19 protein-coding genes are annotated in these 25637 nt (G+C 71.2%); 15 read left to right on the top strand and 4 right to left on the bottom strand.

Annotation, left to right across the window (positions count from 1 at the left end; translation table 11 throughout):
* Positions 1-421 precede the first annotated feature (421 nt).
* Genes ACZ4FV_RS37680 through ACZ4FV_RS37660 form a run of 5 tightly spaced genes read left to right on the top strand, consistent with a single transcriptional unit; the run spans position 422 to position 7187 of the window.
* Entirely contained in the window at positions 422-2074 is a 1653-nt protein-coding gene (locus tag ACZ4FV_RS37680; protein ID WP_395872953.1) for an ABC transporter substrate-binding protein, read from the top strand.
* A 2-nt stretch (positions 2075-2076) separates the two neighbouring features.
* Positions 2077-3015, top strand: coding sequence for an ABC transporter permease (locus ACZ4FV_RS37675; RefSeq protein WP_395872954.1), 939 nt, complete (start codon positions 2077-2079; stop codon positions 3013-3015).
* Positions 3012-4313 carry a metal-dependent hydrolase family protein gene (locus ACZ4FV_RS37670; RefSeq protein WP_402229661.1) on the top strand — a complete coding sequence of 434 codons (1302 nt, stop codon included), beginning with the start codon at positions 3012-3014 and terminating at the stop codon, positions 4311-4313. The genes ACZ4FV_RS37675 and ACZ4FV_RS37670 overlap by 4 nt, the downstream gene beginning before the upstream one ends.
* Positions 4310-5215, top strand: coding sequence for an ABC transporter permease (locus ACZ4FV_RS37665; protein ID WP_395872956.1), 906 nt, complete (start codon positions 4310-4312; stop codon positions 5213-5215). The genes ACZ4FV_RS37670 and ACZ4FV_RS37665 overlap by 4 nt, the downstream gene beginning before the upstream one ends.
* Positions 5202-7187, top strand: coding sequence for a dipeptide ABC transporter ATP-binding protein (locus ACZ4FV_RS37660; RefSeq protein WP_395872957.1), 1986 nt, complete (start codon positions 5202-5204; stop codon positions 7185-7187). The genes ACZ4FV_RS37665 and ACZ4FV_RS37660 overlap by 14 nt, the downstream gene beginning before the upstream one ends.
* 206 nt (positions 7188-7393) lie before the next feature.
* On the opposite strand, the gene ACZ4FV_RS37655 is transcribed toward ACZ4FV_RS37660, so the two are convergent.
* Positions 7394-8515 carry a glycerophosphodiester phosphodiesterase gene (locus ACZ4FV_RS37655; protein WP_465325081.1) on the bottom strand — a complete coding sequence of 374 codons (1122 nt, stop codon included), beginning with the start codon at positions 8513-8515 and terminating at the stop codon, positions 7394-7396.
* Positions 8516-8678: 163 nt separating this feature from the next.
* Entirely contained in the window at positions 8679-9761 is a 1083-nt protein-coding gene (locus ACZ4FV_RS37650) for a saccharopine dehydrogenase family protein (RefSeq protein WP_402229666.1), read from the bottom strand.
* Between the two features lie 685 nt (positions 9762-10446).
* Between ACZ4FV_RS37650 and ACZ4FV_RS37645 the strand changes: the two genes are divergently transcribed.
* Positions 10447-11847, top strand: a complete 1401-nt coding sequence (locus ACZ4FV_RS37645; protein ID WP_402229669.1) for a M1 family metallopeptidase — start codon at positions 10447-10449, stop codon at positions 11845-11847.
* 65 nt (positions 11848-11912) lie between these two features.
* Positions 11913-12269: an aromatic-ring hydroxylase C-terminal domain-containing protein gene (locus ACZ4FV_RS37640; protein ID WP_465325078.1), complete on the top strand. Its 357-nt coding sequence runs from the start codon at positions 11913-11915 to the stop codon at positions 12267-12269.
* A 187-nt stretch (positions 12270-12456) separates the two neighbouring features.
* Here ACZ4FV_RS37640 and car read toward each other — a convergent pair whose 3' ends face one another.
* Together car and ACZ4FV_RS37630 are read right to left on the bottom strand one after the other, a co-directional pair.
* On the bottom strand, positions 12457-16029 hold the full coding sequence (car, locus tag ACZ4FV_RS37635) for a carboxylic acid reductase (RefSeq protein WP_465325076.1): 3573 nt from the start codon (positions 16027-16029) through the stop codon (positions 12457-12459).
* Between the two features lie 69 nt (positions 16030-16098).
* Positions 16099-17502 (bottom strand): MFS transporter, encoded by a 1404-nt coding sequence (locus tag ACZ4FV_RS37630; protein WP_402229677.1) that lies wholly within the window; start codon positions 17500-17502, stop codon positions 16099-16101.
* Between the two features lie 294 nt (positions 17503-17796).
* Between ACZ4FV_RS37630 and ACZ4FV_RS37625 the strand changes: the two genes are divergently transcribed.
* Genes ACZ4FV_RS37625 through ACZ4FV_RS37590 form a run of 8 tightly spaced genes read left to right on the top strand, consistent with a single transcriptional unit; the run spans position 17797 to position 25631 of the window.
* Positions 17797-19389 (top strand): 2-isopropylmalate synthase, encoded by a 1593-nt coding sequence (locus tag ACZ4FV_RS37625; protein ID WP_402229679.1) that lies wholly within the window; start codon positions 17797-17799, stop codon positions 19387-19389.
* 53 nt (positions 19390-19442) lie between these two features.
* Positions 19443-19889 carry a MaoC family dehydratase gene (locus ACZ4FV_RS37620; protein ID WP_465325093.1) on the top strand — a complete coding sequence of 149 codons (447 nt, stop codon included), beginning with the start codon at positions 19443-19445 and terminating at the stop codon, positions 19887-19889.
* A complete protein-coding gene (locus tag ACZ4FV_RS37615) occupies positions 19886-20833 on the top strand; it encodes an isopenicillin N synthase family dioxygenase (RefSeq protein WP_465325074.1) in 948 nt (315 codons plus the stop codon). Before ACZ4FV_RS37620 ends, ACZ4FV_RS37615 begins: the two co-directional genes overlap by 4 nt.
* Complete coding sequence (locus ACZ4FV_RS37610) at positions 20830-21690, top strand: HpcH/HpaI aldolase/citrate lyase family protein (RefSeq protein ID WP_395872968.1); 861 nt, start codon at positions 20830-20832, stop codon at positions 21688-21690. Before ACZ4FV_RS37615 ends, ACZ4FV_RS37610 begins: the two co-directional genes overlap by 4 nt.
* A 14-nt stretch (positions 21691-21704) precedes the next feature.
* Positions 21705-22607: a hypothetical protein gene (locus ACZ4FV_RS37605; protein WP_465325071.1), complete on the top strand. Its 903-nt coding sequence runs from the start codon at positions 21705-21707 to the stop codon at positions 22605-22607.
* Positions 22604-23521, top strand: coding sequence for an alpha/beta hydrolase (locus tag ACZ4FV_RS37600; protein ID WP_402229685.1), 918 nt, complete (start codon positions 22604-22606; stop codon positions 23519-23521). Before ACZ4FV_RS37605 ends, ACZ4FV_RS37600 begins: the two co-directional genes overlap by 4 nt.
* On the top strand, positions 23518-24744 hold the full coding sequence (locus ACZ4FV_RS37595; RefSeq protein ID WP_465325068.1) for an aminotransferase class I/II-fold pyridoxal phosphate-dependent enzyme: 1227 nt from the start codon (positions 23518-23520) through the stop codon (positions 24742-24744). The genes ACZ4FV_RS37600 and ACZ4FV_RS37595 overlap by 4 nt, the downstream gene beginning before the upstream one ends.
* Positions 24741-25631 carry an ornithine cyclodeaminase family protein gene (locus ACZ4FV_RS37590; RefSeq protein WP_402229690.1) on the top strand — a complete coding sequence of 297 codons (891 nt, stop codon included), beginning with the start codon at positions 24741-24743 and terminating at the stop codon, positions 25629-25631. Before ACZ4FV_RS37595 ends, ACZ4FV_RS37590 begins: the two co-directional genes overlap by 4 nt.
* Positions 25632-25637 lie beyond the last annotated feature (6 nt).

Below are 25637 nucleotides of genomic sequence, written 5' to 3'. Positions count from 1 at the left end.
GCCGTCGGCCCGCAGCGGTGACGAGCCCGCGTCCGGTGCCGCGTACGCGCCTTCCGGCTGCCCCCGTGGGTGCCCGTGCTGCGGGGACGGCTGCGGCAAGGCTGTGCGGGCGCGCTAAAACGCGGCTAAGACCGGCTCGCCGAGCCGGGCGCCGACGGGCCGCGGGCCGTTGCCGAAGAGTCCGCGGACCGCGCGCCGACGGGCTCGCGGGCCGGCTGTCGGAGGGCGTGCGGGCCGGTTGCCGAAAGGCCCGCGGACCGGTTGCCGCGCCCGACTTCAGCACGGCTTTAGCGCCCGTACCGAGAGTGATCGATCAACGTCCCCGTGCCCGGTTCCCCGGCGCCCCGGTGCCGGCCCGTCCGCACCGCACGGGTTCCGCGTTCGTCGGGCGGAACCGGCCACACCCTCGAGGAGCCCCAGCATGCACACGATCGTTCGACGCACGGCTCGGGGCAGACCCCGCCTGCTCGTGGCCCTCGGCGCGGCCCTGGCGGTGCTCCTGTCGGGTTGTGCGGCGGACGACGGGCCCGCCGAACAGGCGGGCGCGGCACCGCGCCCGGGCGGCACGCTGAGCTTCGCCACCGACGTGGAACCGGCCTGCATCGACCCGGCGGTCAGCCCCCTGGACGTCACCGCGCTGATCGACCGCAACATCTTCGACTCGTTGGTCAACCTCACCCCCGACGGCGTGATCCACCCCTGGCTGGCCCAGAGTTGGGACATCTCGCCGGACGGCCTCACCTACACCTTCCGGCTGCGATCGGGAGTGCGCTTCCACGACGGCGCCACGCTGGACGCCGCCGCCGTCAAAGCGAGCCTGGACCACGTGGTCGACCCCAAGACCAAGTCGCAGGGCGCGGCCGGCCTGATGGCGGCCTACAAGGGCAGCGCGGCGCCGGATCCGAGCACCGTGCGGATCACCCTGTCCCGCCCGTATGCGCCCTTCCTCCAAGTGCTCAGCACCGCCTACCTCGGCATCCAGTCGCCCAGGTCGCTGACCAACCCCGCCGCCCCCTGCGCACGGCCGGTCGGCTCGGGGCCGTTCCGGTTCGAGAAGTGGACGAAGAAGCAGAGCATCTCGCTGCGCCGCAACCCCGACTACGCGTGGGCCCCACCGACCGCCGCGCACGACGGACCGGCCCACCTGGACGGGCTGAGCATTCGTTTCATCACCGAGAACGCGGTCCGCGTCGGCGCGCTGACCAGTGGTCAGGTCGACGTGATCGGCAGTCTGCCTGCCGCGAACGTGCGCACCGTCAAGCGCGACGGCTCGCTGCAACTGCTGCGCGCCGACGCCCCGGGCGGCGTGTACAGCGTGTTCCTCAACTCCGGGCGCGGACCCTTCGCCGACGAACGCGTCCGGATCGCCTTCCAACGCTCCGTGGACGTCGAGGGCCTGATCAAGGCCATCTACTTCGGCCAGTACCGCCGTGCCTGGGGCGCGCTCAGCCCCAACGGGGTCGGCTACAACCCCGCCGTGGAAGGCAGTTGGCCGCGCGACCCGGCGCTGGCCAACCGGCTCCTGGACGAGGCCGGGTGGACCGGGCGCGACTCGGACGGCGTACGGACCAGGAACGGCGCCCGGCTCAGCCTGCGTTGGCCGGTGCTGACCGCCAAGATCCGCGAACAGCGCGACATCCTCGGCGAGGGCATTCAGGCCCAGGCCAGGCAGGTCGGCATCGAGATCGACCGGGTGGGCCAGGACACCGGCACCTACAGCAAGGACGTCTACGCCGGGAACATGGACATCTGGGACACCAGCAACGTACGGGCCGAACCGGACGTGCTGCGCTCCCTGTTCGGCTCCGGACAGACTCTGGCCAAGGGCGGCCTGAACGTCTTCAAGCTGGCCGACCGGCAGATCGACACCTGGCTCGAGCAGGCCGTGACGACCACCGACCCGGCGATCCGCGCGGCCCGCTACGGCGAGATCCAAAAGTACCTGGTCGAGCACGCGCTCACGCTGCCCATGTACGTACCGACCTACCTGATCGGCGCCGAGAAGAAGGTGCACGGCGTGACCTTCGAGGCCGCCGCCTATCCGCTGTTCTACGACGCCTGGCTGGGGAAGTGACCATGCGCTCGACCACCCTGCGATGGCTGATCCGCCGCGTCCTGCTCGCCGTCCTGGTCCTGCTGGGCGCGGCCACACTCGCCTTCGGCGCGATGCGCCTGACCCCGGGCGACCCGGTGCGGGTGATGCTGGGCGGCACCACCCCCACTCCCGAGGCGGTCGCGCAGATCCGCGCCGACATGGACCTGGACCGCCCGCTGATCCAGCAGTACGGCAACTTCCTGAGCCGACTCCTGCACGGCGACCTGGGCACCTCCTACCAACTCAACGACTCGGTCTCGGACATCATCGGCAGTCAGTTGTGGCCCACCGTGCAACTGGCGCTGGCCGGCTTCCTGATCGCGATCGTGATCGCGCTGCTCCTGGCGGTGGCCACGGCGGGCCGCCGCCCGGCGCTGCGCCGGTTGTCCTCCGGCATCGAGCTGATCCTCACCTCCAGCCCGAGCTTCTGGGTCGGCGTACTGCTGCTCACCGTGTTCTCCTTCCATCTGCGGCTGTTCCCGGCCACCGGCGGAACGAGCCTGCGCGGTCTGGTGCTGCCCGCGGTCACCCTCAGCCTGAGCATGGTCGGCGTGTTCACCCAGGTGCTCCGCGAGGGACTCGAACGAGCCCTGGAGGAACCGTTCGTGACCAGTTCCCGGGCCCGCGGCACCGGTGAGACCACGGTGCGCCTGCGGCACGCGCTGCGACACGCGATGGTCGCGATGATCACCCTCTCCGGCTGGGTGGTCGGCGCGCTCCTGGGCGGCGCCGTGGTGGTGGAGAGCGTGTTCAGCCGGCAGGGCATCGGCCGCACCCTGGCGACCGCCATCTCCTCGCGGGACCTGAACGTGGTCACCGGGATCGTGGTCGTCTCCGCGCTGCTGTTCACCGTCATCAACCTGGCCGTCGACTGGCTGTACCGGGTCGTGGACCCCCGACTGAAAGAGGCGAGCTGGTGACCACGAGGATCCTCAGCGCCGATCTGCTCCTGGCCGGACCCGAGGGAGAGGCGATCGCCGACGGCGCGGTGCTGGTCCGCGACGACCTGATCGCCGACCTCGGCCCACGCGCGGACGTCCTGGCACGCGCCGAACCCGGCACGCCGCACCACCGGTTCCCGGGCGCGACCATCCTGCCCGGGCTGATCGACACGCACGTGCACCTCAGCCTGGACCCCACCGCGGCGCAGGCGTCCGCGATCGGCAAGGCCGGCGACGGCGAACTCCTGTTGGCGATGGCCGGGCACGCGCGGCGCCTGCTGGACATCGGCGTCACCACCGTGCGCGACCTCGGCGGCCGGGGCAACCTCGCCGGCTGCCTGCGCGACGCGGTCGCGGCCGGCGACCTGCCCGGCCCGCGGATCCTCACCGCCGGCGTGCCGATCACGGTCACCGGCGGCCACTTCTGGTTCCTCGGCGGCGAGGCGGACGGCGTACCCGAGATCCGCGCGGCGGTACGGCGCAACCTGCGCGCCGGCGTCGACGTGATCAAGCTTCTGGTCAACGGCAGCCGGCTGACCCCCGGCGGCCCGCGTGGATGGCACCGCCAACTGACCGACGAGGAGATCGCCGCCGCCGTCGAGGAGGCCCGCAGGTTCGGCCGACCGGTGGCCGCGCACGTGCTGGGCGCGGACGCGATCGAGGCGTCCATCGAGGCCGGCGTGCGCACCCTGGAGCACTGTTCGTTCGGCACGCCCGCCGGCCCGGTGATCGAACCCGCCGCGCGGGACGCGTTGATCGCCACCATCGCCGCGAGCGGCGCGTTCGTGTGCCCGACCTGGAGCATCACCATGAGCGAGACCGCCGCGCGGATCGGCGACGCCCGCATGCGTCCGTGGCTGGAGGTGGCCCGCCACCAGTACGAGAACGGCGTGCGACTGATCGCGGGCACCGACGCGGGCACCCCGGGCGTGCCGTTCGAGTTGTACGTCGACGGCCTGGAATGGTTCGTGCGCGCCGGCATCCCGACCACGGCCGCGCTGGAGAGCGCCACCGTGATCGCCGCCGAGGCGCTCGGCCTGGCAGAGCGCACCGGCCGGCTGGCCCCGGGCCTGGACGCGGATCTGATCGTGGTGACCGGCGACCCCCGCGAGGACTTGGCCGTACTGCGCGCGATCCGACTCGTGCTCGCGCGCGGCCGGGTACACACCCCGGCGGACGGCGGCCTGGGCGCCGCACTCGGGTCGCCGGCGGTCGAGGGCGAACCGGACGCCCGGCGCGCGCCGGTGCCGGTCGGCGCGGAAGGGATCCCGCGATGACCGCCGTCGACGTCGGCGCCTTCGCCGGCACCGCCACCGGCGGCGGCCGAGTCGGCGCGCGGGCCCGGACCCGCGACTGGGTCCGTCTGCTGCGCCCCGGAGTCGCGGTGGCCTGGGTGGTCCTGGCGCTGATCGCGCTCGCCGCACTGTGGCCGGGCCTGTTCGCCACCGACCCGCCGAACGCCGTCGACCCGGTGCACGGGTTGCAGGGCCCCAGCGCGGAACACCTGTTCGGCACCGACCAACTCGGCCGCGACGTGTTCAGCCGGGTCGTGCACGGCGCCCGCCCGTCGCTGCTGATCGGTCTCGGCTCCACCCTGGTCGCGGTCGTGGCCGGTGCCCTGCTGGGTGTGCTCGCGGCGACCGGCAGCCGGGTGCTGGACGAGACGATCATGCGCGTGACCGACATCCTGCTGGCCTTCCCCGGCCTGCTGCTCGCGCTGATCGTGGTCTCGGTGCTCGGCCCCGGAACCGGCAACGCCACCCTGGCCATCGGGATCGCCGCCACGCCCGGATTCGTCCGGCTCTCCCGAGGCCAGGCACTGGTGGTGCGCGAGTCGGACTATGTGCGCGCCGCGATCACCTTCGGCCGCCGGCGCAGCGGCATCTTCCTCGGCCACATCCTGCCCAACGCGCTGCCGCCCCTGCTGGTCTTCGCCACGGTCAACATCGGCACCGCGATCATCGCCGGTTCCTCGCTGAGCTTCCTGGGCCTGGGGCCGCAGGCGCCCACGGCCGAATGGGGCGCGATGCTCGCCCAGTCCCGGGACCTGCTGGAGATCGCCTGGGCCCCGGCGGTCTTCCCGGGCCTGGCCGTGACCGTGACCGTGGTCGCGGTGAACGTGGTGGGCCGTACCCTGCAACGTCGATTCGAAGGGCGGCGCGTCGATGCCGGCCAGTGACACGAGAGCGACCGGGACCGCCTCGGCGGTCGACACCGCGACCTCGGCCCCGGACGATCCCACGCTCGTCGTCGAGGGGCTCGACGTCGCCTTCGGCAGCGGGCGGGACCGGATCCACGCGGTGCGCGGGGTGAGCCTCACGCTCGCCGCCGGCGAATGCCTGGCCATCGTCGGCGAGTCGGGCTCCGGAAAGAGCGTCACCGCTCGCTCGCTGGTCGGCCTGGCCGGCGCACGATCGAGCGTGCGGGCGGATCGCCTCGAACTCGACGGCGAGGACCTCACCGGCCTGGACAACCGCCGGTGGCGGGCGATCCGCGGGCGCCGGGTGGGCTTCGTGCTCCAGGACGCGCTGGTCTCGCTGGACCCGCTGCGCCGGGTGGGTGCGGAGATCGCCGAGACCCTCGCCAACCACCGGGTCGTCCCGGCCCGCGCACGCGCCGCCCGGGCCGTCGCCCTGCTCGACGAGGCCAGGGTGCCCGAACCCGAGCTGCGCGCCCGGCAATACCCGCACCAACTCTCCGGTGGCCTGCGCCAACGCGCCCTGATCGCCTCGGCGCTCGCCGCCGAGCCCTCGGTGCTGATCGCGGACGAGCCCACCACGGCGCTCGACGTCACCGTGCAGGCCCGGATCCTGGACCTGTTGGCCGCGAAGAAGGCGGCGGGCACCGCGATCCTGCTGATCAGCCACGACCTGTCGGTGGTGGCGCGACTGGCCGATCGGGTCGCGGTGATGTACCGCGGGCGGTTCGTGGAGGAGGGGACCGTCGAGGACCTGCTGCGCGCGCCCGCCCATCCCTACACGCGGGCGCTGCTCGCGGCGGTGCCGTCGGCGCACGCGCGACGGACCCGGCTGTCGCTGCCGGGAGCGGCGGCTTCGGCGGGCTCGGGCTCCTCCACCGCCTCGGATTCCCCGGCCGGCTCGGACTCTTCCCCGGATTCCTCGGCCGGTTCGGGCCCCGCCGGTGTCCCGGGGCCGGTGATCGAGGACGCCTGCCCGTACGCGGCCCGCTGCCCGTTGGTCACCGACCGATGCCGGACCGAGCCGCCCCCGCGCGTCGAACTCGCCGCCGGACACACCGCCCGCTGCCGGCACACCGCGAAGCCGTGGCCGCGACCCGAGTCCGTGCGGATCGTCGCCGAGCCGACGACCGCGCGCGAACGGGGCACCGACGACGTGGTGTTGGACGTACGCGGCGTCGCCAAGAGCTACCGCGGACCCGATCGGGTGGAGCGCCCCGCCGTCCAGGACGTCTCGTTCACGCTGCGGGCCGGGCAATCGCTGGGCGTGCTCGGCGAGTCCGGCTCGGGTAAGACCACCGTCGCACAGTTGGTGCTGGGACTGCTGGCACCCGACGCGGGCGAGATCGATCTGCTCGGACGACGGTGGTCCGACCGACCCGAATCCGAGCGCCGAGACCTGCGCCGGCACATCCAGCACGTGCAGCAGGACCCACTGGGCTCGTTCGACCCGCGCTGGACGGTGGAACGCATCGTCGGCGAGGCCCTGGGCGCGTTCACCCGCCGCGCGACCCGCGCCGCCCGGGACCGCGTCGTCGAACTCCTGCGCCTGGTGGGCCTGGACGAAACGGTGCTGACCCGCCGCCCGCAGCAACTCTCCGGCGGCCAACGCCAACGTGTAGCCATCGCTCGGGCGTTGGCTCCCGAGCCGGAGATCGTGGTCTGCGACGAGCCGGTCTCCGCGCTCGATGTGTCGATCCAGGCGCAGATCCTGGACCTGTTCGCCGACCTGCGCGAACGCCTGGGCGTGGCCCTGCTGTTCATCTCGCACGACCTCGGCGTGATCCACCACACCAGCGACCACGTGATCGTCATGCAGGCCGGTCGGGTGGTCGAGTCCGGCCCGGTCGACGAGCTCTTCGAGCGCCCGCAACACCCCTATACCCGGGAACTGCTCAGCGCGCTGCCCCGGTTGCCGGCCGACCCGAAGCCGGCGCCGGCACTCGGCGGGTAGCCGGTCGACGAGGCGGTGCGGTCCGCCCGGCAGCCGCCCGGGCGACCCCCCGCCCGGGCGTACGCAGGGCCCCGCGCCGCCGGGTGGACGGGGCGGGGCCCTGCGCGTCGAACCTGTTTGCCGTCACGTGGCGAACGTGCCTGCCGTTACGCGGCGGTCGTGCCGGCGGCAGCCCGGCGATCGTGCCGGGCGGATCCGGGACCTGCCTAGTCGGGCAGCCCCGCGCGGGCGGCGACCGCGGTGTCGGGCTGGTCGGTGAAGACGCCGTCCAGGCCCAGGCCGTAGAAGAGCTCGTACTCGGCGGTGATGTCGCCGCGCGCGTTCGGGTCGGCACCGAGGCGGAAGTCCAGCGGCAGGAACTGGTTCTCCGCGCGGAACGTCCAGGCGTGCACGACCAGTCCGGCGCGGTGCGCGTCGCGGATCACCGAGGTCGGCGCGAGCAGCTTGCCCGCCGCGTCACGCGGGACGAGCAGGTTCTTGTTGGTGCCGATGCCGTCCGCGTACGTGTGGATCCACTTCAGGTTCTCCGGCTTGACCAAGTCCTGGTAGGTGCGCGGGTCGCCGGCCACCACCAGGTCGTACGGCCGACCGCTCGCGTCGAGCAACTGCACCAGCCGGACATCGGTCATCCGGTTCAGCTTGCGCAGGTTCGCGGTCTCGAAGGACTGGATGAACACCTTGTCCTTGCGCCCGGTGAGCCGGTTGTCGCGCAGGGTCCGCACCAGCGGCTCCTCCAGCGGCAGCCCGATCGACTGGAAGTAGGTCGGGTGCTTGGTCTCCGGGTACACCCCGATCGTGCGGTGCACCCGACGGCCCTCGGTCCGGGCCAGGTCCAGCACCTCCTGGAGGGTGGGCACCTCGAACCTGCCGTCGAACGCGGTGTTGGTGGGCCGGACCTGCGGCAGCCGCTCCTTCGCCCGCAGCGTCTTGAGCTCGGCGAGGGTGAGGTCCTCGGTGAACCAGCCGGTGACCGGTGTCCCGTCGATGGTCTTGGTGGTCTTGCGCGCGGCGAACTCCGGGTGCGCGGCGATGTCGGTGGTGCCGGAGATCTCGTTCTCGTGCCGGGCGACCAGTACGCCGTCCCTGGTCGAGACCAGGTCGGGCTCGATGTAGTCGGCGCCCATCCGGATCGCGAGGCGGTAGCTCTCCAGGGTGTGCTCGGGGCGGTAGCCACTGGCACCCCGGTGCCCGATCACGATCGGGTCGGCCGCGGGCCGCGACGAGGCGCGGGACGTGTCGTCCTGGGCCGCGGCGGCGGGTACCGCGACCAGGGTCGCCAGCAGCACGCCGGCCACACCGAGCGCGGGAAGGATACGTCGCAACGCCATCTCCTGTTCTCTGCGTCCGGACGCGGCGAGACCGCGCGGGAGCACCGATCGTGCGAGCACGCCGAGTCAACCCGCATCGGCCGACCCCTCGCCAGGACGAACCCGTGGCCCATGGATGAACCTCCGGAGAACGCCCGGCGGCGGTCGTCTCGCCGCGACCGGGTCAGCTCACGCCGGTCTCGGTGCGGACCTCGAAGCGGGTCAGGTGCTCCGGGGTGAGCGCGCGCAGGAAGTCGGCGGCGGGGAACGCCTCGCCGGCGGCGAGCGCGCCGGTGCCGGTGTGCCGCCCGGCGAGGACACGTTCGGTGGCCTCCACCACGATCGGCGCGGTCACCGCGTAGATGTCGTTCCCGGTGACCACGGCGCGCCGCTCGCGGTCGCCGCGGCGCACGACCGCCTCGACGAGGTAGGTCTGGGCCGAGCGGCCCCGGTCGTCGGCGGCGGAGGGCTCCGGCGTGGCCGGGTGGCGGATGTCCTCCAGCGGCGCGAGGTTCATCACGGCACGCACCTCAGGGGTGCGCAGGTGCCGCGGGATGGTGACCTGGTCGGCCGTGGCGAACTCGTTGGTCCGCTGCTTCCCGAACGGCGCCGGGAACTCCCAGTCGGAGACCTCGGTGCTGTACGAGAACGGGCTCAACCGGCCCCCGGTGTAGACGAGGTGGTGTCCCGCGTTGCTCTCGCCGGTGAGCCGGGTGCCCTGCGTCGGCAACCAACTGTCCAGGGCGAAGGCGATGGTGATCTCGTCCGCCTCCGACCAGTCGCCCATCGCGGCGGTGGCCAGGAGATCGCCGAGACCACCGTAGAAGGCCACGGACGGCGCGAGGACCAGGCCCGCCGCGCGGAACCGTTCGGAGCGGGTGTCGAAGAGGGAGGCCGAGGCCGCCTGTTCGGCCGCGACGTCCAGGTAGTGCGCACCCGCGCGGGCCGCCGCGTCGGCCACCGGCAGCGAGGTGCTCGAGAACGGACCGGCGCAGTTGATCACGGCCCCGACGCCGGCGAACGCGCGGTCCAGCGCCTGGGGATCGTCGGCGGCGGCGACCCATAGCGGCGCGTTCGGGTATCGATCGCCGATCTCCCGGAGCTTCGCGGCGTCGCGACCGACGAGCACCACGGCCCGGCCTCGGGCGATCAACTCCGCGACCACGAAGCGCGCGGTGTGCCCGTAGGCACCGTAGACGGCGACCGGGCGGGCCGAGGCGGCGTCCGAGGTCTCGGCGGCCGGCGGGTTCGAGGCGTTGTGGGTCATCGTTTCTCTTTCCGGTTCCGCTGGATCCGTCCGGAGGTTCCCGGGCGGAAGTTCCCTGGTGGGAAGGAGCGCTCGATCATCCTGTCCGAGCGGTCCGGGCGCCACCAGTGGCTGAAACGACATGGGTCGTACAGTTTCGGACATCGACGAGGGCGCCGTGCCGACCTCGACCGGCAGGGCCGCGCGTCGGCCCGAGCCGAAGTCCGGTGCGGCCGGGATCCGTTCGGGCGCGGGTCCCGGGGTCGGGTCGGTTCGGGCTCGGAGCGCAGCCCGGGCCTGGGCCCGAGCGCGATGATCTTCATCCGGATGATTGCCCGCAGCAGGTTCATCGGTCGGGAGTTCGACCGTAGAGTGATTGCCGGCGCGGAGCGCTTCGCCGCGTGCCTCGACCCGCCCGGCCTGTTCCCGCTTCGCTCCCTCGTCCCGCTCCGGTACGTCCGTCGGCACTCACGTCCCTGATCACGTCCCTCCTCACGTCCCTCCTTACGTTCTTCTTGTCATCCTTCGTCCGACTCGTCCTCTGTCCGACCCTTCGCCGGGTCGGATTCGTGTGTCGCGTCGCGCCATGGCCGGGTCGACGGTCGACGCGCGGAGACCGGCGCGCGGACCCGGCGACGCGTTGATCGTGCGCCCGCCAGATCCGCCGCCGGCTCGGAATTCAGCCACGACACAGGAGGCCCACGCCTTGGCATCGAAGTTCGCTCGTCCCGCCCTCGCGCTCGTCGCGACCCCCGTACTCGCCGCGCTCCTGGTCGGTGCCGCCACCTCGGGAGGTGCCGCGACGCCCGGTGCCCCGGGCGCGGGCGACCCGTACTTCCCGCTGTCCGGCAACGGCGGGGTCGACGTCGCCCACTACGATCTCGATCTCGACTACACCCCCACGACCAGACGCCTGGAGGCCACCGCCGAGCTCGCCGTCACGGCGACCCAGCGGCTGAGTTCCTTCAACCTCGACCTGTCCGGCCTGAACGTGGACAGCGTCCGGGTCGACGGCAGGCGGGCCGGCTTCAGTCGCAACGGCACCGAACTCACCATCACCCCGGCCCGCACGCTGGACAAGGGCCGCAGGTTCACCGTGGTCATCGGCTACTCGGGTGTCCCGGCGCACGTGTACGACCCGGACGGCTCGCCCGACGGTTGGATCATCCAGCCGGACGACTCGGTCTTCGTGGCCAGTGAACCGCAGGGCGCGATGACCTGGTTCCCGAGCAACAGCCACCCGACCGACAAGTCCACCTACGACGTCGAGGTGACCGTTCCCGACGGCTGGACCGCCGTGTCCAACGGGCGTCTTCGCGACCAGCGGCACCGGGCCGGCAAGACCACCTTCTCCTGGCGCGAGGCCAAGCCGATGGCCGCCTACCTGGCCACCGCGAGCATCGGCAGGTTCCAGGTCGAGCAGTACGTGACCGCGGACGGCCTGCCGGTCTACAACGCCGTCGCGCCGAGCCAGGCCGCGGCGACCAAGCCGGTCCTGGACCAACTCCCCGCCGTGATCGAGTGGGAGACCAAGCTGTTCGGCCGCTACCCGTTCGAGGCCGCCGGCGCCATCGTCGAGGACGCGCCCGACGTCGGCTACGCGCTGGAGACCCAGACCAGGCCGATCTACGACCGGGCGCCCAGCATCGGCACGCTCGTGCACGAGACGGCACACCAGTGGTTCGGCAACTCGGTGTCGCTCACCAAGTGGCAGGACATCTGGCTGAACGAGGGCTTCGCCACCTACGCCGAGTGGCTCTGGGACGCCGAGCACGGCGGCCTCAGCACCGCCCAGCAGTTCGCCGCCGACTACGCCCTGCCGGCCACCGACCCGTTGTGGTCCTTCCCGGCCGCCGACCCGGGCGACGGCGGGCACATCTTCGACAAGCCGCCGTACGAGCGCGGCGCCATGGTCTTGGAGAAGCTCCGCCAGACCGTCGGCGACAAGGCGTTCTTCACCATCCTGAAGACCTGGGCCACGGACCGCCGTTACGGCCACGGCGACACCCGCCAGTTCATCGCCCTGAGCAAGCGGATCTCCGGCAAGAACCTCGATTCGCTGTTCAACACCTGGCTCTTCACCGCCGGGAAGCCCGCCACGCCGTAACCGGGGCGAGCCTCGCGAACCACGACTGCGCCGACCTCACGATCGCGGGTGAGGTCGGCGCAGTCGTGTCGGCGGCCCTCGGTGTCGCCGGCGCCGGGCGGCCCGGGCGGGTTCACCCCTCCAGGGCGCGTTCCAAGGCGTCGAAGGCGTCGTTCAGGCGCCTCCTGTGGTCCTCGACCACATCGTCGGCCGACTCGCCCGCCATCAGCGACCTCCGCGACACCCCCGAACTCCGCAAGCCCGCCGCCTACCCCGACCGGATCACCATCCTCACCACCCAGGCCACCACCCCCACCCCCACGGCGGCCCTCCTGATCCGCTCCGACGGCATCACCGCCTGGGCCACCGACACCGCGACCACCGACCCCACTTCCCTCACCGCGGCCCCGCACCACTGGTTCGGCGACCCGACCAGTCCCTGACGTCCGCGGCCGGCATGTGGCTCCCGCAGTCGGACCGTCTGCGGATCAGCGCTGGAACAGGTCGAGTTCGGGCGAATCGGCAGGAAACCCATCGCGGCACCGCGGCCCTGGTTCGGCCCCACCCACTGCCTGACATCCGCGGCCCGCATGTGGCCTCCGGAATCGGACGGTCTCGGACCGTCTCGGATCAGCCCCGGAGCAAACCCAGTTCGGTCAGGTCGGTGAGGTATTTGGTGATGAACTTCGGGGTGATCGACGGGATTCGGCCTTCGGCGACGGGCAGGCCGGCCACCGCCTCGGTGAAGCGGGTGGTGGGGATCGTGCCGGGGGGTCGCGGGATGGCCGGGTGGGCGTAGGCCGGGAGGAGGGGGAGCAGGGACGCACGGCGTTGGTGATCGGGGAGGCCGCGGACGGCCGCCTCGAAGCGCATGCGCCACTGGTCGTAGTCGGCGAATCGGGTGATCGGGCGGCCCGCGTGGACGAGCCAGTCGACGATCTCGTCGAGTGAGACGCCGTCGTCGTTCGCGTTGACGGTGTTGTAGGTGGCGTATCCGTCCCGGTGACGCGCGGCGAGTGCGGTGATCGCCTCGGCGGTGAAGTCGACCGGCAGTCCGCTGTAGTGGGCCCGCCGGCGTTCGCCGCTCTCGTCGAGTCGGTAGAAGGAGTACGGCGCCATGCCGGTGGCGACGACGCTGAGGATCAGTCGGGTGAACCGGTCGGGGACGTTCAGCCGGCCGGGCAGGCGACTGTGCGCCAGGATCATGTCGGGACGGAACACCACGACCGGCAGACCCGTACGCTCGTGCGCGTCGCGCAGCAGGACCTCGGCGGCCCACTTGCCGGTCGCGTATCCGTTCGCGTCAAAGTCGCGCAACCGCCGCGACGGGGAGGCCGTACGCACGTCCACCCGCTCGTCCAGGATCGACCCGTCCGCCTCCATCGCGGCGGCGATCGTCGAGACGAAGGCGAAGCGCTTCATCGGACCGGTGAGCGCGAGCTCGATCAGCTCGGCCGTCGCGACGACGTTCGGCGTGAACAACCGGCTGTACGGGAGCACGTGGTTGACCAGTGCGGCGGCGTGCACGATCTGATCCGTCTCGGCGGCCACCCGCTCCCACGCGCCCCGGTCCAGGCCCAGCCTCGGCGCGGACACGTCCGCGGCCAGCACGTCCAGGTGCTCGGCGGCGACCGTGTCGAACCACTCGAGACGGTCCGCCGCCGCGGCGCGCAGACTCTCCAGCACCCGTCGCCGTGCCGCTGCGTCGTCGCCCGCACGGGCAAGGCAGGTCAGCCGCCCGCCCGTTGCCACCACACGCCGCAGCCACTCGATCGCCAGGAAGCCGCCGAGGTACCCGGTCGGCCCGGTGAGCAGCACGTTCCGGACCGGATCCACAGGGCCCGAAACGGCCGGAGCGGTCGAAGTACCCGGCAGCCGGGCCAGGACACGCTCGTTCACGAACCGGTCGAGGGTCAACTCGCTTGCCCGCACCTCCACCGCGCCGCGGCCGTGTACCGACGCGAACGTGGGACGCGTCACGTCGCCCCCGCGCGCCGCCTCGATGTACTCCGCGACGCCGATCAGCGTCGCGGTGGGCGCGAGGATCACCTGGACGGGGACCTCCAGCTCGAAGATCTGCTCGAGCGCGGTCGAGAACGTGTGCGCGGACAACGAATCACCGCCCAAATCGGTGAAGTTCGCGTCGGGTCGGACCAGCGACGAGGGATACCCGAGGGTGATCTGCACCGCGGCCAGCACGGCGGCCAAAGGCTCGACGCCTGCGCCCGCGTCCCGCAGAGCCGCGAACCGCCCCGCGCGCCCGGCCGCGATGTCCGCGTACAACCGCTCCAGCCGCGCCCCGTAGCGCTCCTTGAGAGCGGGTCGCACCACCTTGCCGGCTCCCGACAACAGGCCGTTCCCGACCGTGAACGGATGCGGTTCCACGATCACGTCGTGCGGCACCTCGTACGGCTGGAGCCCCGCCGCGCGGGCGAGTTCGCGCATCGAGTCGAGGATCGCGGCCCGCAGCCGGTCGTCGTCGGTCGTGTCGGTGCGCGCCCGGTCGGGCACGACCACCGCGAGCAGGAACGCCTGTTCGGCGCTGCCGTAGACATAGAGCTGCGCGATGCGCGGACTAGTGGCGTACAGCGCCTCCAGCGCGGAGATGGCGACGAACTCCCCCTGGGAGAGCTTGACGACGTTGTTGATCCGGTCGACGTAGACCAGTCGGTCGGGCGCGATCTCGGCGAACACGTCGCCCGTGCGGTAGTAGCCGTCCTCGTCGAAGGTCCGGGCGTCGACGTCGGGTTGCCGGTAGTAGCCGGGAACCAACCCCACCGACTTCAGCCGCAACTCGCCTCGCGGGTGCGGCCGGTCGGTCGCGAAGTAGCCGAGTTCGGGTACGTCGACCAACCTGTAGTCGGTCACCGGTGGTCGGCGCACCCGCTGATCGACGACGACCGCCCGGGTCGTCTCCGTGGACCCGTAGCAGTCGACGACCTTCGTGCCCAGGACCGAGGCCATGAACGTGTGCATCGAAGCCGACAGCGGCGCACTGCCGCACAGCGCGCTGACGATCCGGCCACCGAGCATGTCGTCCCGAACCCGTTCGCGCGCGATCGTCTCGGCCGCCGACCACTCGATGCCGGCGTCCGCGGTGGTCCGGCACAGGCGGTCGGCCTCGAGAAGGTACCGCTGGTGGACCATGTCGCAGATCCGGGGCACCAGGCTCAGCACCGTGGGGCGCGACAGACGGATGTCGTCGAACAGGGTCGACATGTCCGCGCGGGCCGCGAAGTACCCGATCCCGCCGGAGGAGAGACCGGAGATCAGCCACGCGCGGCCGTTGACGTGGCTCATCGGCATGTAGTGCAGGACGATCGTCGGCAGCGGGGTGTCGCCGCTAGCCCCCGCGTTGCTCATACCGCCGCGCCCGGTCTGCCACATCCGGGTGAGCATCGACGCGGTGTAGATCGCGCCCTTGGGGGTGCCGGTGCTGCCGGACGTGTAGATCAGGCCGACCAGCCGATCCGGATCGTCGTCGTCGTAGGGTTCCACCGCCGGCAGCCGCGCGCCGGCACGCAACTCGTCCCCGAGCGACACCACCGGGGCGCGCCCGCTCAGCTTGTCGACCGCGGCGACGAGCGCGTCCCGGTGGTCGTCCACGCGCGCGTCGTGATCGAAGACGACCAGGCGCTCGATGGAGTCGCAGCCCAGGACGGTGTCGACCGCGGCCTCGATCGAAGAGACGTCCGCCGCGAGGATCCGCGGCCGGGTCTCGGCGACGACCGGCGCCAGCCGTACGGCCGGCGATCCGGTCGGCAGCGGGACCGGCACCGCGCCCAGGTACATGCAGGCCAGGTCGATCGTCGCGTAGTCGACTCCGGTGAAGCCCAGTACACCCACGAAGTCGCCGACGCCCAGGCGGCCGGCGCCCTCGCCGGCCCAGGCGGTGGCGAGTACGCGTACCCGCTGCCACACCTCGGCATAGGTCGACATCCGGAACTCGGGCAGGAGTTCGAGGCCACTACGACCGGTGGCGGGATCTCGGACGACGCGCTCGGCTCGTCGTCCGAGCGCCGGCCGGTCCGCGTAGCCGCTCATGGCGGCCGCGATCGTGGCGATCAGGCCGCCGTCCGCGCGCCGGATCGTCTCGACGACCTCCGGTGACGGCGCCGCCCGCGCGAACTCGCGGTCACTCGCACGCAGTTGTGCGACCCGGGTGGCAAGGTCGCGAACGCGATCCGGTTGCTGATCGGACATGAGTACTCCGGGATGTGATGAGTTCCGATGAACCGACGTGCGCCCCCGCGTCGCGCGGCGCCGATGTCGCTACGTCGTGCCGTGCGCCGGCAGTCTCCGGCCCCCCAGCCCGGCGGCCACCCCCATCAACAGGTAGGCCACGACCGCACCGATCGCCGGCGCGGCGATGTCGTCGCCGGACTGGAGGCCGCCGAGCAGCGCGACGCCGATCATGGTTCCGGACTGCCGGGCCGCCGACAGCAGTCCGCTCGCGATCGCCATCCGGTGCGCCGGAGCGGTCGCCATGACCAGGGTGATCTGCGGAACGGTCGCGAGACCGAAGCCGAGGCCGATGAAGGTGAGCCCGACACCCACGCCGATCGGCGCGTCCCCGCCGATCAGGGCCAGCAGCACGCCGCCGACCAGGGTCAGCACGATCGCGACGACCAGGACCCGCAGGGGACCGAGTCGCGCGTTGACCCGCCCCGCGACCAGCGGCATGAAGGTGATCGGCAACGCGGAGGGCAGGAAGCACAGTCCGGTGGCGACCGGACCATACCCGTGCACCTGTTGGAGGAACACGCTGATGGAGAAGACCAGTCCGTAGTAGCCGGTGAACAACAACAGCCCCACCGTGACGAAACCGCGGAACCCCGGGGCCCGGAACAGATCGCCCGGGATCATCGGAAACGCGTACGTGCGCTGTCTGATCACGAACGCGACGAGCGCGACCAGCGCCGTCACCGCGGCGGCGACCGGCAGCGGCGCGGTCCAACCCAGCTCGCGGCCCTCGGTGAGCGCCACCGCGACGCCCCCGAGCAGCACAATGGCCAGGAACTGGCCCGGGAAATCCTGGGGTTCGCGCGCGGCGGCCCGCGCCCGCGGATCGTCGCGTGGCATGTGCGCGGCCGACAACCACAACGTGACCAGCACGATCGGCACGTTCACGAGGAAGATGCTGCGCCAACCGATCGCGGTGACCAGGGCGCCGCCCAGGATGGGGCCGAACGCGACCGGACTCCCGGCGACCATCGCCCACACCGCGACGGCCTTGGCCCGGTCGTTCGGATCCCGGTAGGTCTCGGTGAGCATCACCAGCGTGGCCGGAACCAGCAACACCGCACCCAGCCCCTGCGCGGCCCGCATCGCCACGAGCGTGCCCCCGTCGGGCGCGATTCCGCACAACACCGACGTCGCCCCGAACACCGCGATGCCCAACCGGAACATCGACACCGCGCCGAACCGGCCGACCGCCGCCGCGCCGGCCAGCACCAGGCTCGCCAACACGATCACGTACGCGTCCACCACGAGCTGCATCGTGGCCAGGCTCGCGTCGAGACTGGAGCGGATCGCCGGGATCGCCACGTTGACGATGCTGATGTCGATCACGATCATCCCGTAGCCCAGGCTGACCACCGTCAGCACCCGGCCGGTCCGCACGGTCGGGTCGGCCACCTTCGGCGCGTGGTTGTCCGAACTGGTCGAGTTGGCCATGGGCCGCCATTTCGCAGGAGCCGATGAATTCGGTGCCGATCGGTATGCCGAAATCCTAGCCGGGACGAAACCGGTGACGTCAACCGCGGAGTTCACCCCATCGGCCAATATGCGGGTAATTGGCCCGATTCCAGGGTTCGCTCTAGAGGATCCTCTGATTTCCCGGTGCGTGGGCGCTCGGTACCTTCGCAGCGCTGAAAACTGTGAGAGGGAGTCGTCGTGGACGTGAGTGCGCCGGGCTCGCCATTTTCTTTGCCGGGGCCGAGGCGGGGATTTCCGCAACGCCCCTCATCGATGCCGTTCCACCGCTACACGCGGGACGAGCCACCGGGACCGGCGGCCGATTTCCCGCGCGAGTGGCCCACCCGGGCACTGGACCGGGCCCCGATGTGGGCCTCGGTCGATCTCCGGGACGGAAATCAGGCGCTGGCCGAACCCATGGACCTGCGCCGCAAGAAGCGAATGTTCGAACTGCTCGTCACGATGGGTTTCAAGGATATCGAGATCGGATATCCGGCGGCCAGTGTCGACGATTTCGACTTCGTACGGGAAACGGTGATCAAGGAAGGGATTCCCGACGACGTGACGGTGTCGGTTTTCACACCGGCGCGTCCCGAACTCATCGAGCGGACCTTCGACGCAATTCGCGGAGCCGAACGCGCGGTGGTGCATTTGTGCCACGCGACCGCGTGCCTGTGGCGCGACGTGGTGTTCGGCATGTCGCGGCAGGACGTGCTGCGGATGGCCGTCGACGGCGCCCGGCACATGGTGCGCCTGGCGGAGCAGGAGAGCGGCTCGGACATCCGGTTCGAGTACTCGCCGGAGACCTTCAACGTGACCGAGCCGGATTTCGCGCTGGAGATCGCCAACCGGGTTGCGGAGGTCGTCGACGCCACGCCCGACCGGCCGCTCGTGCTGAACCTGCCGACCACCGTGGAGACACACGGACCCAACTTCTTCGCCGACCAGGTGGAGTGGATGCACCGAAACCTCGATCGACGCGATGCGATCATCCTGTCGGTGCATCCGCACAACGACCGCGGCACAGCCGTCGCATCGGCCGAACTGGCCCTGCTGGCGGGGGCCGACCGGGTCGAGGGCACGCTCTTCGGCAACGGCGAACGCACCGGGAACGTCTGCCTGGTGACGCTCGCGCTCAACCTGTTCAGCCGCGGTGTCGATCCCGAGTTGGAGATCCCCGACATCGACGCGGTCCGCGAGATCGTCGAGGACTGCAACCGGCTGCCCGTGCACCCCCGACACCCCTACGCCGGCGACCTGGTCTACACCGCGTTCTCCGGCACCCACCAGGACGCCATCGCCAAAGGGCTCGCCGCCCAGGCCGAACGCGCCCGCAGACACACCGGGGACGCGCCGTGGCAGGTTCCGTACCTGCCGATCGACCCCAAGGACGTCGGCCGCGACTACCGGGCGATCATCCGGGTGAACAGCCAGTCGGGCAAGGGCGGCATCGCCTACGTCCTCAAGAGCGGATGGGGCCTGGACCTGCCGATCGCCCTGCGGCGCGACTTCGCGGCCGTCGTCCAGGACGTCACCGACGCCACCGGCCGCGAACTCGACCCGCCGGAGATCCACCGGCTCCTGCGGGAGACCTACTGCGTCGACGACACGCCCACCACGCACGCCTACGCCGACGAGCACGAGGTGCGCGCCGACGTCGCCGCGGCGCACGGCGTCGAGTTCACCCAGCTGCTCGTCACCGACACCGCGGGTGCGAGCCGCGAGGCCAAGGCCTGCTTCACGGCCCTGGACGCGGACGGACGCACCTTCTGGGGCCTGGGCCTGGCCGCGACCGCCGCCGACGCGGCACTGAGATCGACCCGCTCGGCACTGCGCCGGGCCGGCATCGAAGAAGGAGAACGGTGAAGACGAACTCTTTCATCGCCGTCGGTCCCGGGACCTACCGGGAGGACGGCGGCATGGTCTACGAGGACTTCGTCCCCGGCGAGGTCGTCGAACACCGGCCCGGCCGGACGATCACCATGAGCGACAACGTGTGGAGCTCGCTGCTGTGCCTGAACCAGCACCCGCTGCACATCGACGCCGTCTACGCCGAACAGACCCCCTTCGGCCGCCTGGTGGTCTCCAGCCTGGTCACCTTCGGGATCGTCAACGGGATGACGGTGGCCACCATCAGCGCCAAGGGCGTGGCCAACCTGGGCTGGGACAAGGTACGGCTGACCGCACCGGTGTTCATCGGCGACACCCTCTACGCCCGCACCCGCGTGCTCACCAAACGCGAATCCGCGAGCCGACCCGGCGAGGGCATCGTGACCGTGCACTCCACCGGCCTCAACCAGGACGGCGCGACCGTGATCGACTTCGAGCGGACGATCCTCGTCCCCCGGCAGAAGGAAGACCGATGATCCCGGTCATCAGCCTGCACGCCGAACACCCCCACGCCGAGCGGCGCATCGCCGACGAGATCTCCGACGCGTGCCGGACCACCGGATTCTTCATCGCGCGCGGCCACGGCATCGCCCCCGAGGTCTTCGACGACGCCTACACCGAGTCGCTGCGCTTCTTCCGGCTCCCGCTCGACACCAAGCGCGAGTTCGCGATGCGCACCAGCACCGCGCGCGGCGACAACGACTACAGCCCCTACGGCCACAGCGCGCTGTTGTCCGAGAACGCCTACGCCTACACCGGCAGACAGGGCATGCCCTCGGACTACGTGGAGAAGTTCAGCGTCGGCCGACTGATCCTGAACGACGACGAGGAACTGCCCTTCCCCGCCGACGAGTCCGGGGCCGCGCTGCGGACCGCGCTCAAGCGCTACTTCGTGGCCTGCGAAGCGGTCTCCGGCCGGATCGCCGAACTGCTCGCGCTGGCCCTGGACCTGCCGCGCACCTTCTTCGCCACCCGCACCGACACCTCCAACGACTCGCTCCGCTCACACCTGTACCCGGGCACCGACCCCGAGTTCGTCAACGACCAGGGCATGGGGGAGCACACCGACGGCACCCTGATCACGCTGCTCACCCAGGACGGGCCCGGCCTGCAGATCCGCGACCGCTCGGGCCGCTGGCTGGACATCGAGGTCCGCGACCGGGACAGCTTCATCGTCAACATCGGCGACCTGATGGCCCGCTGGTCCAACGACGAGTACGTCTCCACCCCGCACCGGGTGCGCCTTGCCGACCGGCGACGCCAATCCATCGCGTTCTTCAAGCTCGCCAACGACGACACCGTCATCGAGTGCTTCCCGAAGTTCGCCACCGACCGCCCCGCGCGCTACGAGCCGATCCGCTACGAGGAGTTCTCGCTGCGGAAGATGAACCTGCTGTTCGGACGGGAGAGTGCCCGATGAAGCCGCACGCGAGCCTGCTGTACACCCCGGCGCTGCGCATCGCGGCGGTGGCCGAACCGGGCAAGATGCACGCGGACATGCTCGTCCTGGACCTGGAGGACTCCACCCACCCGGCCAGGAAGGCCGAGGCCCGCGCGATGTTGGCCGCGGCCGATCTGACCCGGGCCGGCCTGCCCGCGCTGGGTCTGCGGGTGAACACCATCGCCACCCTCGACGGCCTCGAGGACATGAAGGCGGTGATCGAACAGGACGCCATGATCGGCGGCATCGCGATCGACGCGATCTTCATCCCCAAGATCGCCGGAGCGGGCGACGTGGCCATCTACCGCTCACTGCTCGCGCAAACCTCGAAACCACCCAGCGTGATCAGCTTCATCGAGACCGTCGACGCCGTCGAGAACGCCTTCGCGATCGCCGCGGAGAGCGACGGCCTGTGCTTCGGCCAGGCGGACCTGACCGCCGAGATGTACACCGCCAACGAGTCCTACCTCGACCACGCACGAGCCCGACTGTGCGTCGCGGCGGCCAAGTACCGGCTGCCCGCGATCGACACCAACTCCTTCGAACTGCACGACCTGGCAGTGGTCCAGGCCCAATGCCAGGCGGCCCGGGAGGCCGGCTTCACCGGCAAGGCGGCCATCCACCCCCGCCAAGTCGACGTGATCGCCCAGACGTTCAAGGTCGGCCCGGACGAGATCGCCGAATACCGGCGCGTGGTCGAGGACTACGACGCCACGCCCTACGGCTTCGCGGTCGAGAAGGACCGCGTGCTGGCCCCACCGTTCGTGCTGCGGGCCAGACGCATGCTCCGGCTGTACGCGGCCGACGCCGAACCCGCCCCGCACCGGCACCACTGAATCGGGAGAACCCAGTGAAGATCCTGCCGCAGCACGCGATCATCGACGTGTCGGCCCACGAGAGCGTGCTCGTCGACGGCCGACTGGAGCGGGCCGACGACGAACTCGTCGACGAACTGGTGCGCCTGGTGACCGGCGGCGCCGGCGTCGCCGTCTGCCACGGCCTCGACCGCACGCTGGCCCGCCACGGGCTGGACATCCACGACGAACGGGACGCCGCGGTGGCCCGCGACTACCTGGAATCGCTCTTCCGCGCCTTCGGCACTCGGGTGGAGGTCGCCAAGTTCACCCCGGTCGCGATCGGCTACGACCGCATCGCCGGCATGGACGTCGACGGCTACAACAAGAACACCCACTTCACCCCGAACGACGACCACACCACGGCACGCGAGTTCCTCACCACCAAATGCGTGCACTTCGACGCCGCCACGCCGTTCATCGCGAACATCTACGGACCCAACACCAACATCGACGGCGGCATCCCGATCCTGTGCGACACCCGCGCCTACTGCCGGGACGCGGACGTACCGCCCGCCGACCTGGTCGAGTTGATGCCGCACAGCTTCAACGTGGCCGTCAAGGAGGAACACGCCGACCGCATCCTGGCCGAGCACGCCACCGCGGTGGACGTCGACCTGGACACCGACCTGGTGATGATCGTGCTGTTCAACGAGGTGGACGGCGGCCTCGCACACGCCGGCTCCATCCCCCGCCCGGTCGACCCCGGCAAGCCCTCGCGCCGGCCCATCCGGCACCTGGAGTACCAGTTCGCCGACAGCGACGAACTGGCCAAGTGGTACCGGCACTACCGCCTCGAGATCCCCGAGCCCACCCTCGAGGTCCCGGACGAGGCCGCCCGCGAGCGCTACCACCGAGGCGTCGACCCGGTCGGCGCCGACGGCGGGACGGCCCGGTGAGCACACCGACCGAACCCGACGTGCCGGTGATGTCCGAGCACGAGGTGGCCGAACTCGACGAACTGCTGGCCGCGTTGACGGCCGACGAATGGCCCGAGGCGATCGACGAGGCCCGTCCGTTCTACGACGCGTGGGGCACCCCGATCGCCGACGACATCAAGGTCGAACACCGCGACGGCGGCGTGCTGTTGACCCCACCGGACGTGCGCGGCGAGCGGACCGGGATCTACCTGCACGGCGGCGGCTACGTCTACGGCTCGTTGCGCAGCCACGGCGGACTCGTCTCCGAGATCGCCCGGGCGGCGCACAGCCGGATGTTCTTCGTCGACTACCGCCGCGCGCCCGAACACCCCTATCCGGCGGCACTGGACGACGCGGTCGCCGCGTACGAGAACCTGCTCGCGAGCGGCGTGCCGGCCCGGGAAGTGGTGTTCGCGGGGGACTCCGCGGGCGGCGGCCTGGTCCTGGGGACACTGCTCAAACTCCGCGACCTCGGACTGCCGCTGCCCGCCGCGGCGGCCTGCGTATCGCCGTGGACCGACCTGGCCGGCACCGGTGAAACCTTCCGCACCCTGGCGGACGACGACCCCCTGGTCGGCAAGAACATCGTCGCACTGGTGGCCGGCTCCTACCTGGCGGGCGCCGAGCCGACCACCCCCTACGCGTCCCCGCTGTACGGGGACCCGACCGGACTGCCGCCCGTGCTCATCCAGGTGGGCAGCCGGGAGATCCTGCTCAGCGACGCGGAACGGTTCACCGCCGCGCTGCGCCGGGCCGGCTCCACCGGCGTCCTGGAGGTCTGGCCCGGCATGGTGCACGTGTGGCACCTGCACTACACGCGGCTGGGCAAGGCACGCCAGGCCATCGTCCGACTCGGCGGCTGGCTGCACGAGCGGGCCGAGGCGGCCCGATGAGCGAGGACATCGTCGGCCCGCACCGATTCCGCAACAACCGCAAGATGGTGCCGGCCGCCGAGGCGGCGTGGGGCCTGTCCGAGAAGCACGGCATGCTCGGACTGGTGGTCGAGGCCGTCGACGGCCAGAACCGGCTGCGCGAGATCGACTCCGGGCACGAGTTCGCCAACCTGTCCTCGTGCTCGTACCTGGGACTCAACAGCCACCCCGCGGTGATCGAGGCCGGGCGCGCCGCGCTCGCCGACGAGCGCATCACCGGCCTGTCCATGGGCGAGTTCCGCATCCGGCTGGGCATCATGAACCGACTCGAGGAGGAACTCGCCGAACACTTCGGCACCCACGTGCTGCCGTCCGTGTCCTGCGGGGTGCTCAGCGCCGCGATCCTGCCGCTGCTGGCCTCCGGGCACCTCGGCGACGGCGAGCCCCTCGTCGTGGTCTTCGACCGGTTCGCGCACTTCTCGATGAACTTCCTCAAGCCGATCGTCGCCGACGAGACGCTGGCGCTGACCTGCCCGCACAACGACATGCAGTTCCTCGAGGACGTGTGCCGGCGATACCCGCGCGTCGCCTACGTCTGCGAAGGCGTCTACTCGGTCGGCGGACAGGCCGACCTGGCCGGCATCAAGGCCCTCCAGGACCGCTACGGGATGTTCGTCTACCTCGACGACTCGCACGCGCTGTCCGCCGTAGGGCCGCGCGGAGAAGGCTACGCACGCACCGTGTTCGAGGACCTCGGCGCACGGACCGTGATCGTCGCCTCGATCGCCAAGGCGTTCGGCAGCACCGGCGGCATCGCCATGATCGGCGAACGCCACATCTACGACTTCCTCTACCGATCAGGGCCGTTGGCCTGGTCACAGGGCCTGCGCACGGCCGCGGTGGGCACCTCCCTGGGCGCCCTGCGGGTACACCGCGACCCCGAGCTGACCCAACGCCAACGGCAACTCGCCCACAACATCGCCCTCTTCGACGACCGGCTACGCGGACACGAGGTCCGCGGCACCGGGTCACACATCAAATTCGTCACCGTCGGCGACAACGACCGGGCCGTACGGCTGTCCACCGACCTCTACCGGCGCGGCTACTACTGCTCCGCGATGTTCTTCCCGATCGTGGCGCAAGGAGACGCGGGCGTGCGGATGATGCTGCGCGGCGACATGCCCACGGAACTGGCCGAGCGGTTCGCGGACGACCTCGTCGACGCCCTTGCGGGACTCGAATGAGCCTCGCCCCGCCCGACACCCGCGCCGGCGACGTCCTGGCCGTGGCCGAGCTGATCCGCGACGGCCTGCGCGGCGGCACGCTCGGCCGGATGACCGTGCCCATGCGCCAAGTCGTCGACGAGGGACACGGCGTCAAGTTCGTGTCGATGCCCGCCGTCTCCCTCGACCACGGCCTCTACATCGCCAAGATCGCCACCATCGGCAACGGCCCGGGGCCGACCGTGACCTCCGTGGTCCCGGTCTTCTCGACGAGCACCGGGAAACTGCTCGCGGTCCTGGACGGCGCCGCCGTCACCAATCTCAAATGCGCCGCCGTCACCGCCGTGGTCACCGACCACTGCGCGGCCCGCGACAGCGCCGACCTGGCGATCATCGGATCCGGCGTCCAGGCCTGGCAGCAATACCTCGGCGTCTCGGCCGTACGGGAGATCACCCGGGTACGGGTGCACTCGCGCAACCCCGCGCACGCCGAGGCCCTGTGCGCGCGCATCCGAGCCGCCGGCCGGGCAACGGCTCACGTCCGCGCCTCGGCCGCCGAAGCCACCTCGGGAGCGGACGTCGTGGCCACCGCGACGACCTCGACGAGCCCGCTGCCGATCGCCACGGACCTCCCGGCGCACGTGCACATCAACTGCATGGGCGCACACACCCCGCAATCACGCGAACTGTCGCGCGAACTGCTGGCATCCGGCCCGCTGATCGTCGAATCCATCGAGACCGCCGTAGCCGAGGCCGGCGAGATCCACCGCACCGCGATCGACCTGGAATCCCTGGAGACCGGCGAGCACCCCGGACTCGACGAACGTCCGACCGTCTTCAGCTCCACCGGCCACGCCGCACTCGACCTCGTCACGTGCGCCCACCTGGTCGCGCACTCGAACCACTGAACCGCA

Source organism: Embleya sp. NPDC025285, from assembly GCF_055558835.1.
Note: the sequence above shows the minus strand (reverse complement) of the source record. Positions and strands in the feature narration are given on the sequence as shown.

Coding starts and splice junctions, on each gene's coding strand:
- ACZ4FV_RS37680 (WP_395872953.1), top strand. CDS start 422: ATGCACACGATCGTTCGACGCACGGCTCGGGGCAGACCCCGCCTGCTC.
- ACZ4FV_RS37675 (WP_395872954.1), top strand. CDS start 2,077: ATGCGCTCGACCACCCTGCGATGGCTGATCCGCCGCGTCCTGCTCGCC.
- ACZ4FV_RS37665 (WP_395872956.1), top strand. CDS start 4,310: ATGACCGCCGTCGACGTCGGCGCCTTCGCCGGCACCGCCACCGGCGGC.
- ACZ4FV_RS37660 (WP_395872957.1), top strand. CDS start 5,202: ATGCCGGCCAGTGACACGAGAGCGACCGGGACCGCCTCGGCGGTCGAC.
- ACZ4FV_RS37655 (WP_465325081.1), bottom strand. CDS start 8,515: ATGGCGTTGCGACGTATCCTTCCCGCGCTCGGTGTGGCCGGCGTGCTG.
- ACZ4FV_RS37650 (WP_402229666.1), bottom strand. CDS start 9,761: ATGACCCACAACGCCTCGAACCCGCCGGCCGCCGAGACCTCGGACGCC.
- car (WP_465325076.1), bottom strand. CDS start 16,029: ATGTCCGATCAGCAACCGGATCGCGTTCGCGACCTTGCCACCCGGGTC.
- ACZ4FV_RS37630 (WP_402229677.1), bottom strand. CDS start 17,502: ATGGCCAACTCGACCAGTTCGGACAACCACGCGCCGAAGGTGGCCGAC.
- ACZ4FV_RS37625 (WP_402229679.1), top strand. CDS start 17,797: ATGCCGTTCCACCGCTACACGCGGGACGAGCCACCGGGACCGGCGGCC.
- ACZ4FV_RS37620 (WP_465325093.1), top strand. CDS start 19,443: ATGGTCTACGAGGACTTCGTCCCCGGCGAGGTCGTCGAACACCGGCCC.
- ACZ4FV_RS37615 (WP_465325074.1), top strand. CDS start 19,886: ATGATCCCGGTCATCAGCCTGCACGCCGAACACCCCCACGCCGAGCGG.
- ACZ4FV_RS37610 (WP_395872968.1), top strand. CDS start 20,830: ATGAAGCCGCACGCGAGCCTGCTGTACACCCCGGCGCTGCGCATCGCG.
- ACZ4FV_RS37595 (WP_465325068.1), top strand. CDS start 23,518: ATGAGCGAGGACATCGTCGGCCCGCACCGATTCCGCAACAACCGCAAG.
- ACZ4FV_RS37590 (WP_402229690.1), top strand. CDS start 24,741: ATGAGCCTCGCCCCGCCCGACACCCGCGCCGGCGACGTCCTGGCCGTG.